The organism is Chryseobacterium sp. HNCC26DJ239, assembly GCF_057180445.1.
In genome coordinates this window covers 373,594-388,549 of sequence record NZ_JBXUGJ010000003.1, presented here as the reverse complement: position 1 = coordinate 388,549, position 14,956 = coordinate 373,594, and the positions used below count along the sequence as shown (strand labels likewise).

General features: G+C 33.6%; 12 protein-coding genes. 1 reads left to right on the top strand and 11 read right to left on the bottom strand.

Going from position 1 to position 14,956, the window contains the following annotated elements; translation table 11 throughout:
• Positions 1-20: 20 nt before the first annotated feature.
• The 10 genes from AC2A1D_RS08415 to AC2A1D_RS08370 form a co-directional block, all read right to left on the bottom strand.
• Positions 21-1,310 carry an O-antigen ligase family protein gene (locus AC2A1D_RS08415; RefSeq protein ID WP_484043186.1) on the bottom strand — a complete coding sequence of 430 codons (1,290 nt, stop codon included), beginning with the start codon at positions 1,308-1,310 and terminating at the stop codon, positions 21-23.
• Between the two features lie 2 nt (positions 1,311-1,312).
• Positions 1,313-2,428 (bottom strand): glycosyltransferase family 4 protein, encoded by a 1,116-nt coding sequence (locus AC2A1D_RS08410; protein WP_484043185.1) that lies wholly within the window; start codon positions 2,426-2,428, stop codon positions 1,313-1,315.
• Complete coding sequence (locus tag AC2A1D_RS08405) at positions 2,419-3,645, bottom strand: lipopolysaccharide biosynthesis protein (RefSeq protein WP_484043184.1); 1,227 nt, start codon at positions 3,643-3,645, stop codon at positions 2,419-2,421. The genes AC2A1D_RS08410 and AC2A1D_RS08405 overlap by 10 nt, the downstream gene beginning before the upstream one ends.
• Complete coding sequence (locus AC2A1D_RS08400; RefSeq protein ID WP_484043183.1) at positions 3,642-5,792, bottom strand: GumC family protein; 2,151 nt, start codon at positions 5,790-5,792, stop codon at positions 3,642-3,644. The genes AC2A1D_RS08405 and AC2A1D_RS08400 overlap by 4 nt, the downstream gene beginning before the upstream one ends.
• 11 nt (positions 5,793-5,803) lie before the next feature.
• Positions 5,804-6,535, bottom strand: a complete 732-nt coding sequence (locus tag AC2A1D_RS08395; RefSeq protein ID WP_484043182.1) for a polysaccharide biosynthesis/export family protein — start codon at positions 6,533-6,535, stop codon at positions 5,804-5,806.
• A gap of 6 nt (positions 6,536-6,541) precedes the next feature.
• Entirely contained in the window at positions 6,542-6,982 is a 441-nt protein-coding gene (locus tag AC2A1D_RS08390) for a response regulator (protein ID WP_484043181.1), read from the bottom strand.
• Positions 6,983-7,108: 126 nt separating this feature from the next.
• A complete protein-coding gene (locus AC2A1D_RS08385) occupies positions 7,109-9,367 on the bottom strand; it encodes a PAS domain-containing hybrid sensor histidine kinase/response regulator (RefSeq protein ID WP_484043180.1) in 2,259 nt (752 codons plus the stop codon).
• 2 nt (positions 9,368-9,369) lie between these two features.
• On the bottom strand, positions 9,370-10,509 hold the full coding sequence (locus tag AC2A1D_RS08380) for an FIST signal transduction protein (protein WP_484043179.1): 1,140 nt from the start codon (positions 10,507-10,509) through the stop codon (positions 9,370-9,372).
• On the bottom strand, positions 10,510-11,868 hold the full coding sequence (locus AC2A1D_RS08375) for a sigma-54-dependent transcriptional regulator (RefSeq protein ID WP_484043178.1): 1,359 nt from the start codon (positions 11,866-11,868) through the stop codon (positions 10,510-10,512).
• 211 nt (positions 11,869-12,079) lie between these two features.
• Complete coding sequence (locus tag AC2A1D_RS08370) at positions 12,080-12,511, bottom strand: hypothetical protein (RefSeq protein WP_484043177.1); 432 nt, start codon at positions 12,509-12,511, stop codon at positions 12,080-12,082.
• Between the two features lie 260 nt (positions 12,512-12,771).
• Here AC2A1D_RS08370 and AC2A1D_RS08365 point away from each other — a divergent pair, with 260 nt between their 5' ends.
• Positions 12,772-12,951 carry a hypothetical protein gene (locus tag AC2A1D_RS08365; protein ID WP_484043176.1) on the top strand — a complete coding sequence of 60 codons (180 nt, stop codon included), beginning with the start codon at positions 12,772-12,774 and terminating at the stop codon, positions 12,949-12,951.
• A 384-nt stretch (positions 12,952-13,335) separates the two neighbouring features.
• On the opposite strand, the gene AC2A1D_RS08360 is transcribed toward AC2A1D_RS08365, so the two are convergent.
• Positions 13,336-14,952 carry a UxaA family hydrolase gene (locus AC2A1D_RS08360; protein WP_484043175.1) on the bottom strand — a complete coding sequence of 539 codons (1,617 nt, stop codon included), beginning with the start codon at positions 14,950-14,952 and terminating at the stop codon, positions 13,336-13,338.
• Positions 14,953-14,956 lie beyond the last annotated feature (4 nt).

The window sequence follows — 14,956 nt, the reverse complement described above, 5'->3', positions numbered from 1 at the left end:
CTTGTACTTTGGAAATATTTTCAAGTCAAAAGCTCTGGTCTTTTCTTTCGAAGAACAATCTTTTGTAATCTCGTAAGATGTTCATTATTACGGAATGCAACAGAAAATATAATGATCTGATAAAACAAAATACCATAATTACTTTCCCCAAAAATTCCGAATTCTGTAAAAGAGTTGATAACAATAGGGATAAGAATTCCAATCAACATTAGTTTTAATTCTTTTTGTTCGGTTAAAATAGATTTTACGGTAAAGAAAACCTGAAAAAGAACAATCGTAAATCCTACAAAACCCAAATTCATTAAAACCTGCATAAATGTATTGTGTGTCATTTTTCCGGGATAAGTGTGTGCGCTTTGGAAAAATTCTTTGTAGTCTATTCTCATAAAACCGAATCCTAAAAGCGGTTCTCTAGGCAAACCCTCGGTAATTAACGCCTGCCAAAAAGGAAGTCTTCCGGTGAGACTCATTACCTCTTCTAGCCTTTCCTGATCGCCACCTTTCAAAATTACGGTATATACCGCAAAAGGAGCTACTGCGGCAACAAGTGCGATGATTGCGAATTTTAAAGTCTTTTGCTTGGTTTGATTAATGTGAAAAAAAATAATAAGTAAAACGCCAATTAATGAAGATCTGGAACCAGTCATATAAAGAGCATACATGATAACCAAGATTTTCACAATTGTCCAGATTTTGTTCTTAAACCTATACAAATCGAAAATAAGACACGCACAACCTACTCCAGCCAACATACCAAGTTCGTTGGGATTCATCATTGTACCGCCCAATCTAGCTTCCTCGCCGCCGTCTGTAAGTCTAAAAAAAACATCCGGATTTACCCACATTCCGATAACAAAAACCAGTTGAAGAACAAAAACAGTGTTCCCTAAAAGATGATAAAGCCTAATATTGTGTCCTTCAAAATAAACATCTAAAATCTTTAAACTTTTTACGAAGAAATAAGCAAAAACAAAACTCTGAAAGGTCATAAACCATTGCAAAGCACTGAATCCTGGATTGGTACTCCACGAAAAAGATATAAAACCTAAAGTGAGATACCCCATATATAAAATGGGCGAAAAAATGTTTTTATACACTAAAGAATTAACGCTGCCGTAATTGATAATTTTTTGATAAATGAGTATCGAAGAAAACATTACCCCCATTCTTCCCACCACTTTTATAGCTCTTGTAATCGCTACATTTTCGCTCCACGTAAAAAAACACGCCACCATTAAAAGCAAAACGATAAACAATTGATTGTTTAGCTTTTTTAAAAATTGTTGATGTTGAAGCGACAGAGATTCCATTTTCAGGAGTTATAAATTTTTGTTTTCATTTCGAGAAGAATTTTCTTCCAATCAAAAGCCTGTTCTACCATTTTCACTGAATTTTGGCAAAGCGTTTCATATTTGGATTGGTGATTCCAGATTTCAAAAAAATCAAGAAAAGCTTGTGTAAGGAGCTTTTTATCGGGAAAAGGAATGTTTATACCCGCATTATATTTATCGATAAGATACCCAATGTTGGTGTTTTTTGTTACGATGCAGGGTTTTGCAAAATTCGCAGCTTCTATTACCGAAACCGGCAAACCTTCGTTTCGGGAAGGATGTACAAAAACATCCATTTTTTGGATCAAATTATTCTTTTCAGCACCAAATTTACTTCCAAAAAGTATAATTTTATCGGATACTTGATGAAGATTAATCAACGCAAGAAGATCATTTTTCTCTTTACCATCCCCAATAATCCAAAATTTGGAATTAGGATATTCTTTACAAAATTCAGCAAAACTTTCGACTAAAATATCAAGCCCTTTTGTATGAATATCAAGCCTTCCAACAAAGCCAAAGATGATTTCTTTTTTATCTATATTAATAGAAGAATAGGTATTTATACTATCAAAACCATAAGGAATTAATATACTTTTGTTATTGGGAAAAATGGTTTGAAGTCCATCTATTTCACTTTCGCCAATGCAATGTATTTTTGATGCATTTTCTATGAAATTCTTTTCAAAAAAATGAAAATACATTTTCTTTCTAAGCTCACTTTTTTCCATAGCGACTATATTGTAAGCTCCATGCGGTGTAACAACGTATTTTCGTTGATTTTTGTGCAAAAATTTACCGAGAGAAGAAAACACAGGAATCCAGCCTCCGTGAAAATGGAAAACAGTGGCTGGATCACTTTTTATAATTTCTTTTTTTAAATTTTTTGGAATAGAAAAGGGGTTGATGTTTCTTTCAAAAATTTTAGTCGTGAATAATCTTTCAGGATAGTTTATATCTGTATTTTCAGAAATCCCCCAAACTTCAACAGATTCGTTATTTTCTGCCTGTTTTGTAGCAATATTATGGACGACTTTATTTACGCCGTTCATTTTTTCAGGATTTGCTTTTCCTAAAATTAAATGTACTACGCCCATAATGAGATCTGTTTTTTATAGAGAAGAATCTTCCAGTAAACAATCATTACAATTTGATTGATTAAAAGACCTGCAACTGCACCATACAAAGCTCCATATTTTAGTAAAAAATGAAAACTGGCAACAGAAAATACAAAGGAAATACAATATCCCACAAAAAATGCTTTATTCTGCTCCATTACTCTAATCGAAATACGAACAGGGTAGCTGTATAAAATAACAAAATACAGAACAGACACCAACTTAACAACAAAACCATATTGCTCATATTTTTCGCCGCCAATAAGCACCATAATAGAATCTGAAAACATAAAAAAACCTGTAATAACAGTTGCTAAAACCATCATTCCTTTTAGCATATTCAGGTACAATTCTTTCTTTTCTTCTGTTTTATTTTGAAAATAGAGCTTTGCCGTTTTAGGAAGGTAATAATTTTCTACGGTTTGCAAAATTACATTGATGATGCCAAAGAACGACTGCACCAAACGTAACGCCCCCAATGCATTTATACCCAAATAAACGCCCGCAACCAAAGTGAAAAAATTCCCCGAAAACCATTGTAAAACAGACGCACTGAAAAGCCATTTTCCTTCTTTGAAATGATAATTAAAAAGTTCTTTATTTTTAAAACTAAATTTTGAATTTTTAATGCAAAACCACGCTCCAGGAAGTGATGCGATTCCGTTTACGATACCAATTACAAAAAGCGACTGTTTCAAATCAAGATCTTCCTGAAACCAAATAACCGGAAAAACAATAAGAAAAATACAATCAATCATAAGAACCAATTTCACTCGGTCTAAAGCGAGTAGAATTTTTCGTAAAAAATCCTGTAAAATATACGCAGAACTAAAGGTAACGATTGATAAGAAATGTGTTTTATAAAAACCAATTGAAGAAAAAGGTAATAATTTCACCAAAAACATGAGCGAAGCAAAAACACCAAGTAATACAAGTAAACTCTGCAAAACAAATCCTAAAGACTTATTAGTGAATTTTTTTGCTACAGAAATTTGAAAGGGCTGTACAAGTACCGAATTGCAGATTCCTACCAGAAGATACGTAGCCAAAAGTACAGAAGAAAATAAACCAAAATCTGCAATCCCCAGTTTTCTGGCGAGTACAAAAGTTAGTACAAAATTGCTCCCGCTAAAAATGAGCTGATCTGTAAAAACCAGAGAAGATGGTTTCTTTAGAATCGCTGTAATTGTTTTCACGATCTATATTTGTTTGTAAAACTTGTAATCGTAGTAATCAAACTTGGGTTGTACCCTTCTTTATTCAAGACGAACCAAAGATTTTCAAGTTGGTATTCGTCTTTTAAAAGTTCTACATTCATAATGCTTTTTGCAGCAGTCTTACGACTATCGAGTACAAAAAGATTTTGATCTGCCAATTTCAGAAAAAGCAGAGGGAGCTTTCCTTGCTTTATCGACTGATTATTGATGATGCAAATATCATTTTCAGCCATTTTATTTTGAAGAAGGTTTTTTACTTCCAAAGCTGTAAGCTGTAAATTTTCTTCGGCAGAAAAATTAAGATACCCATTTGCTTTTACATCTTCTAAATTTCCTACAATATCTACTACCAAAACTTTTCTAGACTGCGCCTGCAGAGCTTTAATAATATTTTTTGAATGAAAAGCATGCTGTTTTGCTTTATCGAAAGAAGTAATACAGATAATATTCTTTTCTTTTACAATTTCCTTAAGTTCCATTTCCAAAACATTTTCAAGAAAATGATGCATTACTTTTTCTTTATTCTTAATGAAAGGCGTGGTAAAAGCTACCGGAATTGCGCTGTTTTTTTCAATCGTGTACACATCGTTTACTTTTGCTTTTGCAAAATGTACTGCATAGATCAAAATAATCGCACCAATCATACTCATAATCGCCGCAACAATAATAATTATTGATCTCATTGGCGAAACTGGCTGCGTCGGAAGCTCTCCTCTCGTTATAATTTTATGAAAAGATATTTTTGCAGATTTTGCAATCTCTGCATCTATTCTTTTTTCATTCAAAAAATTGTAGTTTTTTTCGTAGAGATTAAATTCACGATTCATGATATTGAGGAGTTTCTCTTTTTCTGGCAAACCAATGAAAGCCTGCTCTGCAATCTGAATATCGCGGTCTATATCATTATATTTTATCTCTAGATTTTTCTGTGTATTCCTTATACTTTCGGTTTGATAATCGGTAAGATCTTTTATCTTAGAATCTATTATTTTCACCTTTTCATGTTCTGGGGTGTAGGTTAAGAGAAGTTCTTTTTTCTCAGCTTGAAGCTGCTTCATATTTTTAACCATTTCGGTTGAAAGAAGATCATTGAAAGCTTCAAAATTGGTTGCCAAGTCGAGATAATTATCTTTTCCTTCTGCGATATAGCTGTTTAAATTTTTAATTGCATCAAGATTCATTTTAAGGTTACTTTTCTGAATTTTCAGCTGAGAGATCTTCCTTAAATCGGTCTCTGTTTCCCGCGGAATATTGATGATATTTTCTTTATTTCTGTAATTTTCTATGCGATTTTCAGCATCAGAAAGCTTGTGATTGGCTTGTCCAATTTCATCCTTCAAAAAATCTACGGTTGTATTTGCAGCGCGGTATTTACTCTCGATATACTCTTCAATATACGTTTCGGCGAGGGTATTTACCAAAAGACTGGCTTTCTCGGGAATATTGCTTTTATAGTTAATTCTGATAACGGGAACGTCTTTATCTACCGAAACAATATCAAGGTTTTTATTTATTTTCTCTAAAAGTTTTTCTCTGCTTAGAAATTCAAACTGATAATGGTCGATAATCTTTGCATCTGGTTTAGTATTTAAATAGTTTTCATTTTTGGTAATTAAAATCTTCCCACCAGGAATTGTAACAGGAATTCCGAAGGTTCCTTTAATTTCTTTAGTAGAATCTGCCGAAGTTGCGAGCGTAAAATTCTGACTAGAATTAACGTGTAAAACAAATTTTTTATCAAAATTTTTCTTGTTATCGAATGTTCCTTCCACTTTTACAGGAGAATCATTGAAAAGTTCCACAGAACGCATTTTTCCAATTCGATAAATTTCTGTTGAAAAAGGAAGTTTCTCTAATGTTTTTTCGATTAAAGAAGTAGATTTCAGTACTTCAATCTCTGTACTTATTTTGTTTGCAGTAGCGAAAACATCAAAATCTTTGAACAAATTTGCACTGGGAACACCTTCCTGCGTATCTGCAAGCTTCAGCTTTGCTGTACTTTCGTACATAGGCGTAACGTAGTTTAGATACTTTTTTGCCGCCAAAACCGAAATAATCATAGCCAAAATTACCAAAGGTAACCCTCGTAATAATGGTTTCAGAAAACGCACATTTTCGCTGTTCATGGTAATAGTTTTTATAATAATCCCAATAATATAGCTGCAGCAGAAGTAACGGTGGCAAAAGGAATGATGGTAGAAATTCTTTTGTCGAAATCTTTACTTTTCTTAGACGGAACAATTATATAATCTCCTGGATGCAATATTATATTCTGGTTGGGAACATCTTTCATTTGGGTAAGATCGATATTGGTTACTCGTACGTTTTCTCCTTCTTGTCTGAGAATTTTTATGAGCTTTAGATTGGCGTACATTTCAAATCCGCCTGCTTTGGAAACCAACTCGAGCAACGTATTTTGGTCTTTATCTACCTGTATTACCGCAGGATTTCTTACCTCGCCCATTACAGCAATTTCTTTATTGAGAACTTTAACGTCTACAATGGGGTTTACCAGCCATTTTTTTAGTTTGGTTTTAATCTCTTCTTTAAGCTCAGGTACAGATTTTCCAACGACAGAAGTGGTTCCCAATCTTGGGATTTCGATATTTCCGAATTTATCTACCAAAAGCCACTTTCCGTAGACTTCATTAGAGTTATAAATACCATATACAGAACCTACACTCAGATCATCCTGCCCCCAAACAGAAAGCGTAATTTTATCGTCTTTTCGAATTTTGTACTCGTAATTGGGATCATAGCTGAAATCCTGCATACTTCGAGTAGCCTGCTCTTCTTCCAAAACATTGTAGGTTTTGCAGGAAACCAAAAGAAAGATAAAAAAGGACGATATGATGAGGTGTCTAAACATAAAATTTTAAAATAAAACCGAAAAGAATTTTCGTAAATTATTCAACTTACCATCTGAAATTTCTTCTCTTATTTTTATAATTTTTTCTATTGTAGCAGTCATTTTATCACAAACATTGGCGTCTTTCACTATGTAGTCGAAAGCTCCATATCGAAGTGCATTTACTGCGGTATCAATATTTTCTTGCGCTGAAACCATAATTACATAGATGTTGGGATCGTAACGTTTTATTTTATTTAAAACTTCAAAACCATTTAGATCTTCCATGTTGTGATCCAGAAAAATAATATCTGGATTTTGGTAAAGCTCATCTAAACATTCTTCCCCACTGCTAAATGAGGTAACATCTTCATACTGATGATTTTTAAGATGTTGCTCGTAAACAGTAGTGCAGAATCTATCGTCATCAACTACAAAAAATTTTAAGTTGTGATTATTTGTTTCCATCTTTTTCTATTTGAAAACAATACATCCACAATTATTCCTTAAATTAAAACACTGATTTTCAACATCTTAATTTTAATTAATTTTCCAAAATACAGATTTGTTCCATATTTTGGAAAATTATCATTTCTATTTTACTTCGCATTGCATTTGCTCAATAGCGGTCGCAAGAATATTCCTTACTTCTTCAAACAAAGTGTATAATTCCGGGAGCTCAGTTTTATGTTCTTTTGCCTGAACTTCCAAACTTCTTACATTATCCTGAATAGAATGAATACCAAAACCATCAATACTTGGTTTTATTTTGTGTATAAGCCTTGCAATTTCAGCATAATCACCATTTTCAAAAGCATTTTCTACCAATGGCATGGTTTCTTCTATCTGAGTAATAAAAATGGACAGCATTTTCTGAACAAAAGCATCATCACCACGGCTCAATGCTTTTATATTTCTTAAATCATACAGTGTTTGCTTTACAACAGTATCATTATTTCGCGGTTTTGCTTGTACTTTTGCGTGTTTATAAATTATTTGAAGTAAATCTTCTTCATTAAAAGGCTTAGTAAGATAGCCATTCATCCCAACTGCAATACAATTGTCTATTTCTGTTTTAAATGCATTGGCTGTAAGAGCTATAATTGGAGTGGTAAGATTAAATTCATTACGAAGGATCTTTGTGGCTTCGATACCATCCAATTCTGGCATCTGTATATCCATCAAAATTAAATCGAACTGTTTTTCTGCAAGAATATCTACCGCTTTTCTACCGTTATCTGCTTTTGTTACCAAACAACCGAAATGTTTTAGAGAATTTTCTGCTACAAGTTGGTTCAGCTCATTATCTTCAACCAACAAAATATTAACTCCCTGAATAGAAATATCTTCTTTTTTTTCTACATTTTTAGCAGAAGATTTTTCTTTACTCTTATCCATATCAAGAACGATGGTAATCTTAGTCCCTATATTTTTCTCGCTTTGAATCATGATTTCACCATTCATAAGACCAATAAGTTCTTTAGTAATGGCCATTCCAAGCCCGGTACCACCGTATTTTCTTGAGGTTGAACCGTCTTCCTGATTAAATTTTTTGAAGATATGCCTTACATAATCCTCGCTCATTCCAATTCCAGTATCGGTAATACAAATTGAAATATGTTGATGATTTTTAAAATCTTTCAGAACACTACATTCAGCTTTAATCTCTCCTTTATCTGTAAATTTCAAAGAATTTCCAATAATATTGAATAAGATCTGCTCAATTTTAAGCGAATCACCTTTTAATTCATCATATAAATTTTCTGAGAATACCGCATCTAAACTGATTTTTTTCTGCCTTGCTTTTGGTTTTAAAATTTTAATAACATTCTGAATACTCTCTTTGAGAGAAAAAGCGTGATTATCTAAAGACATTTCGCCTGATTCAATTTTAGAAATATCTAAAATATTGTTAATGATAGATAAAAGATGTTGCGAAGTATTATAGCTATTATCAACAAACTGAGTTTGAGTAACGCTTAGATCAAGTCTTTTTAATTCTCTCAGGAAACCAATAATTGCATTGAGCGGTGTTCTGATTTCGTGGCTCATGTTGGCTAAAAACACTTCTTTCGCTTTAGAAGCTTCGATCGCTTTTGCTTTTTCCTGAATAAGATCTTTTTCTAATTTTTTATGCTCTGTAATATCGAGATGAATCCCAATTGAACCTAAAAGATTGCCGTGATCGTCGTAATTTGGTGCACCACTAATTGCCCACCATCTCAGCTCACCTCTCTTATTTTTAATCGGAAGTTGATAAACACTAGAAATTCCTTTCTCTCTAAGCTGAATCTGCTCTTCCACAAGTTGAAAATTATTCTCTCCGTATACGAATAATTTGGAAGGATTTTTACCAATAATTTCATCCAGCTCAAACCCCGAAACGTCACAAAAACTTTGATTGGCATATCTAATAATCTCATCATTATCTACCTCAATGAGTCCTAAATTCATATTAGCGATAATGTTTCGGTATTTTTCTTCCTGTCTTTTAATATTATCTTCTACTCTTTTCCTTTCCTTTAATTGCTCGGCAAGGTAAAAAGATAGTTCTTTGAGATCTTCTGTCTTTTTTATTTCGAAACTAGGATCTAACAACTGAAGAGAACCGTACAGACTAGAAATAGACTCCTGTTTTAGTTCGTTTTGTTTTTTTAGATCATTGTAAAGTACTTTATATTCTTGTTCGCTCTCTTCGAAAGCGTGTTCCATGAGCTCTTTATCACGAGTAAAAGATTTGTAAGATTCGTTTACCGCATTGATAAAATCTTTTAACCGAGGATCACTCATGCAATCTTCCGAGAGATACTTTCCTATCTGTCTTTGCAGTAGATTGTGAAGATTATTTTCCATTGTTATTCGATTTCATTTAAGGTTGTAATAGTTATGGTTTGATTGTTCAAAGCACATTTCCCGAAAGGTCTTAACGGGGAAATTTCACCATAAGAATAGAACCCAGTAACAATAGAGTCTTCACCCAGAACATTCCTCACAATCTCGACCTCTTCGCCAACTCTCTCTCCTAAAACCAACTTACGCCCCACACAACTTACAACCATTGCCAGTTTGGGATTTGGGCTTAGTTTCAAACATTCTGTTGCCGCATCGCTTGCTGCATCTATAAGCCTATCTGTATTGGCTTTCATAAATCTCACTTTACTTCCTTTTGGCAGATCACCTGCAAAAATCATCATATTATTTTTTTCATTTATGGAGAGAATTGTTCTCACAACCGGCGTAGAATCTTCATCCACCTTTAGGGAAAGGGGAAAAAGCAAAGCTGAGCTCGGAAGATCTTCCGCATATTTGCCTAGATATTTTTTATATAGATCTAATGCATTTTTATGATCTATTTCTGACAGAATATTATTTTGAGATCTTGTTACGGTACGCTCCAAACCAAAACTCTCCCAACCACCACATGAAGCATGAGAAAGCTCTAATTTCTCGCCATAAAAACCAATCGCTAAGATTTTATTGGGTACGGGAGCTCTATTTAACCCCACAACAGTTTGCTCAAACTTATCACCATCTCCCGCCAAACCCCCAGAAATTAAAACTCCATCGGGCCTGCCTTCATTAAGGCCTTTTACAAGTTTGCTTCCATTCACTTCGCTTCCATCCGATAAAATAAAAACCCATTTCAGGTTTTCATGGGGAAGTTTTGAAATGAGTGCTTTTCCAGCTTTAGAACTGTTTTTATAATCTTTAATATCAATTTCTGCCGTTTTTATTTGGGTAGACGAAAACCCAATAACCGTAATGGCTACTGTTTCATCATATACTTCGCTGCAAAAAATCTCTCCAGAAGAAGACGATAAAGCAATTTCCGCATTAGGAAACTTGCTTTTTAATAAAGAAAAAAAATCAGGCTCTTCCAAAATTTTCCTACAGCCGTATCCCAATACCAGTTGTGCTTCTTGGTAGTCTAACCCGTCGTCGTTCCTCTCAAATTTCCACTTTTTATTTGCAAAAAGTAATTTGGCAACTTTCATTTAGTTATTGTTTAATTTTTTTTGATGCACACTATTTATTAAGTTATACACTGTAGATTTTCCTATGTCTAGAATTTTTGCAGTTTTAATGACATCATTATTGTTTTTCTTTAAATAATGAAGAATAATATCTGTTGTATATTGTTTCAAGGTTTTTTGTTCGTTTAGAAACACATCAGATTCTTTTTCAAGGCTGTAGAAGCTTATATCTTCCGCCAAAATTTCGTTACCTTCTGCCATTACACAAGCCAAATCTATAACCGACTTCAATTCTCTAACATTGCCCGGAAAGCTATATTTAAGCAGTTTTTTTCTTGCACTTTCAGATAAATTTAGCGGCTTACATTTGTTTTCTTTCGCAAACATATCGATAAAATGTTTCGCCAAAATAAGGGTATCCTGATCTCTATCTCTAAGTGGTGGTAAATCTATTGGAAGCCCCATAACACGATAGTAAAGATCTTCTCTAAAGTTGTTCTTTTTTACCTCATTTGCCAAATTTTTGTGAGTTGCAATAATAAGCCTCACATCTAATTTTATTCTTTGAGTTCCTCCTACTCTAATAATTTCCCTCTCTTGCAAAGCGCGAAGTAATTTGCTCTGAAGATTCAAATCAAGCTCTGCAATTTCATCCAGAAAAATAGTTCCGCCATTGGCTTGTTCAAATTTCCCTATAGATTTTTCACTTGCTCCTGTAAACGCACCTTTTTCATGGCCAAAAAACTCACTCTCCATTAATTCTTTAGGAACTGCCGCCATATTTATAGCCACAAAAGGCTTATTCTTACGCGAAGAATTGTAGTGAATTGCTCTTGCTACTACTTCTTTACCCGTTCCCGTTTCGCCAGTAATCGAAACATTAATATTCGAATTTAAAGCTTTGCTTATTTTAGAAAAAATAGCTTTTAAAGAATCGCTCTGCCCAATAATTGTATTTTCGAAGCTATATTTTTTCTCTAACTCTCCTTTCAGATCTTCAACCTCCTGTTTTAAGGAAATAGTCTCTCTAATTCGAATAATAGCATTCCAAAGCAGCTCTTTTGTGTGCTCATTTTTTACGATATAATCTTTTGCGCCTTGCTTAAGAAAATCTATCGCAACCGAAATATTCTCTTGCCCGCTTATCACAATAATTGGTAAATTGGGGTAAATATTTTTTATCTGTTTAAAAAGCTCATCTCCCTGAATATCTGGCAAACCAAAATCTATACAAATAATATCAGGATTTCGGTAAAGCTCAGAAAGGCATTCTTTGGCCGTTTTGTATAAAAAAATTTCGTAATCAGGATTGAGCTCAAGATGGTATTTTAGCATTTCGCCAAAAAAAGGATCGTCATCTACTAAAAAAATTTTACTCATTCTGATTTAGTTTTAAATCTTTCACTAAAATAAGATTTTTTTTGATCATTTTAACACGAATTAAAACTATCCGAAAATTATTTGTTTAAATAATTGATTATTACTACACTAAATCACTCTTAAAAATCCTACTAAAAAAAACAAAACAAGACCTTCAGCATAAAAAATTTTTGCCGAAAGTCTCGTTTAAAAAAAAAACTTACCCTAAAGTTTAAAGAAACTGCTTATCGTTTTGAATTACCGCCTGTAATTTCTCAAGTTTTTTCTGATCAAACAACAGCAAATTAATTCTAAAATTCTTTCCAGAATTTTGAGAGTGAATTTTAACATTAAATCTACAAGAAAGAGCCGCCTTTCTTACAAAAACTTCCTGCACCGAAGAAATAGGAAACTCCACCTCCGGTCTTATATAACCTTTCTCCTTAAAAGGATGTCTTCTACGAACCGTAAAGCAACTTCCAGAGCTATCCAACTCTGTACTTTTCAATCTAAGAAAAGCTAAAAGAAATAAAACAACACTCGCGTACAAGGCAAGGTTTACGTAAATACTACGGGTAAAAAGAGAGACAAATAAAGCCATCGTGATAAAAACCACCATAACATAAGCCAAGAGCTTAATTCGCCCTGCATTAGAAATTTTCATATCGGTATTGAGTGATAAAGCACAGACAAAGCCTGCTTGTTTGATTATTTAACTGACAAAAAAATCATCAATTATTTAGATGGTAAAATTAATAATAATTCACCATTTAAAACAAAATATTTTGCAAAAAATATACCATATTTAACAAAATAAATTAACAATAAATAGTTTATGAAAAATATAAAACAATAATAAATAATTTAACTTGAAAAATACTTAATTTGAATTTTTTACAAAATTATTTTATACAAAAAAGATAAATGATAGAAAAAAAAGAGACCAAAAAAATTGCTTTAAAATTAAATCTCAATAAAAAACAGCTATGTAAAGCATATAAAAATCAACAAAAATCTCCTTTTTGCTTAAAATTAGCAGAGTTAAAACAGCAAAACATAAAACTTTGTTTTAAGTATCAAAAACAGAATAATATTAAGAACTAAATTCATGTTCATTCGCAACAAACATTTGTTTACGCAAAGCTTTTTGAATGATGTTGTTGAAAAAATAAAAACCTCAAAAAAAGTAAATATTATTCGGAAAGCCAGAGTAAAAATCTCGTCCGTACACTCTCAATTAAAGAAAAAAATTTACAAGCATTATATACTTTTAATATTGGGCTAAAGACAATCTTCACACATCATAATTTAAACGGGCTAAAGCCCGTTTCTATTGAATACTTCTTTGTGTTTATTGGTGAAAAACATTTGCGGATACTGAGCTTGTCGAAGTTTGTGTTTAAAAAGCTTTAAAATTAGCCCAAAAAGAAAATGCTCCTCACCGTAGTAAGAAGCATTTTCAACCCTAATATTTAATATAATTTACCATTACAAAGAGACACCTCGTCTCCATGGAATGAAATCATTCTGATTGAGTAGGTCGGCTTTGGTTTTCACTTCGCCACTTGCTACTTTCATGATGAACTCTAAAAGTTCGTCTGCCGCTTCCGGAATTGTTTGGTCTCCGCTAATTACCGTTCCTGCATTGAAATCGATAATATCCGGCATTTTTTCTGCTAAAACCGTGTTTGAAGAAATTTTCACGACTGGCGAAATAGGATTTCCCATTGGTGTTCCCAATCCTGTGGTGAAAAGTACTACGGTTGCACCAGAACCCACCAAAGCTGTTGTACATTCTGCGTCGTTTCCTGGTGTACAAAGAAGGTTTAAGCCTGGTTTTGTAGCATATTCTGTAAAGTCTAAGACATCCGCAATAGGTGCAGCACCGCCTTTTTTTGCAGCTCCCGCAGATTTCATGGCATCGGTAATTAAACCATCTTTAATATTTCCCGGTGACGGGTTCATATCAAAACCGGAACCTGCTGCTACAACAGATTTTTCAAAATCTTTCATCAACTGTAAGAATTTTACTCCATCTTCATCTTTTACACAACGGTTTACCAACTCCTGCTCTACTCCGCACAATTCAGGGAATTCTGCAAGCATGGTTGTACCGCCTACTGCCGCCATAATATCTGAAACTTCTCCCAAAACAGGGTTTGCCGAAATTCCTGAGAAACCATCAGAACCACCACATTCTAAACCGATATTCAGTTTGGTAATTGGGGCAGGTTTTCTTTCAATATTATTGGCTTGTTTTATTCCTTCGTAAGAATCTTTAATAACACCGGTTAACATCTCGTCAATCGTTCCAGACTTTTGCTGTTCGTACACAACGATTGGCTTTTTGTTATTCGGAGCTAACGCATGAAGCGCATCCATAAAGATTTTCACCTGAAGGTTTTGGCAACCTAAACTTAAAACTGTTGCACCGGCAACATTCGGGTTATTTACATATCCTGCAAACAATCTTCCCAAAGCTTCGGCATCTTGACGAATACCACCACAACCTCCTTGATGCGTGATGAATCTTACGTCGATATTTTTAAATACTCTCGTATCTTCTTCCTCTTCTACTGCAACTTCCGCGGTTTCACCACCATTTAGTAAAGACCTTAATAATAGTTGATGTTTGCTGGCTTTATCGTGCAACAATTCTTTTTCGAAAATATCTTTAAGAGTTTCGATGTTTTTGTTTTCACAGAACACCAATGGGAAGAACAACCAAACATTTTCTGTTCCCACTTGTCCGTCTTCACGGTGATATCCCATGAAAGTACGGTTTTTCCATTTATCAACATTTGGGGCAGTCCAGCCAAGAGTTTCGGTTTTACCTTCCACTTTTGCGCTTTGGTGTTTTACATTTTCTGTGGTAATGACCTCTCCTTTTAGAATTGGTTGATTGGCTTTCCCAACGATAACACCATACATAATGATTGCGTCGCCTTCAGAAAAATCTACCGCTGCAAATTTATGTTTTGCTTTGATGTCTTTAAGAATCGTATAATCTGCACCATCAAGATGTACTGAATCTCCGGCAGCTAAATCCAGCAACGCTACAATAACGTTGTCTTTAGGATTTACTTTTAATACTTTCTTTTGCATGATT

Coding starts and splice junctions, on each gene's coding strand:
- AC2A1D_RS08410 (WP_484043185.1), bottom strand. CDS start 2,428: ATGGGCGTAGTACATTTAATTTTAGGAAAAGCAAATCCTGAAAAAATG.
- AC2A1D_RS08400 (WP_484043183.1), bottom strand. CDS start 5,792: ATGAACAGCGAAAATGTGCGTTTTCTGAAACCATTATTACGAGGGTTA.
- AC2A1D_RS08395 (WP_484043182.1), bottom strand. CDS start 6,535: ATGTTTAGACACCTCATCATATCGTCCTTTTTTATCTTTCTTTTGGTT.
- AC2A1D_RS08360 (WP_484043175.1), bottom strand. CDS start 14,952: ATGCAAAAGAAAGTATTAAAAGTAAATCCTAAAGACAACGTTATTGTA.
- AC2A1D_RS08365 (WP_484043176.1), top strand. CDS start 12,772: ATGATAGAAAAAAAAGAGACCAAAAAAATTGCTTTAAAATTAAATCTC.
- AC2A1D_RS08385 (WP_484043180.1), bottom strand. CDS start 9,367: ATGGAAAATAATCTTCACAATCTACTGCAAAGACAGATAGGAAAGTAT.
- AC2A1D_RS08390 (WP_484043181.1), bottom strand. CDS start 6,982: ATGGAAACAAATAATCACAACTTAAAATTTTTTGTAGTTGATGACGAT.
- AC2A1D_RS08380 (WP_484043179.1), bottom strand. CDS start 10,509: ATGAAAGTTGCCAAATTACTTTTTGCAAATAAAAAGTGGAAATTTGAG.
- AC2A1D_RS08415 (WP_484043186.1), bottom strand. CDS start 1,310: ATGGAATCTCTGTCGCTTCAACATCAACAATTTTTAAAAAAGCTAAAC.
- AC2A1D_RS08370 (WP_484043177.1), bottom strand. CDS start 12,511: ATGAAAATTTCTAATGCAGGGCGAATTAAGCTCTTGGCTTATGTTATG.
- AC2A1D_RS08375 (WP_484043178.1), bottom strand. CDS start 11,868: ATGAGTAAAATTTTTTTAGTAGATGACGATCCTTTTTTTGGCGAAATG.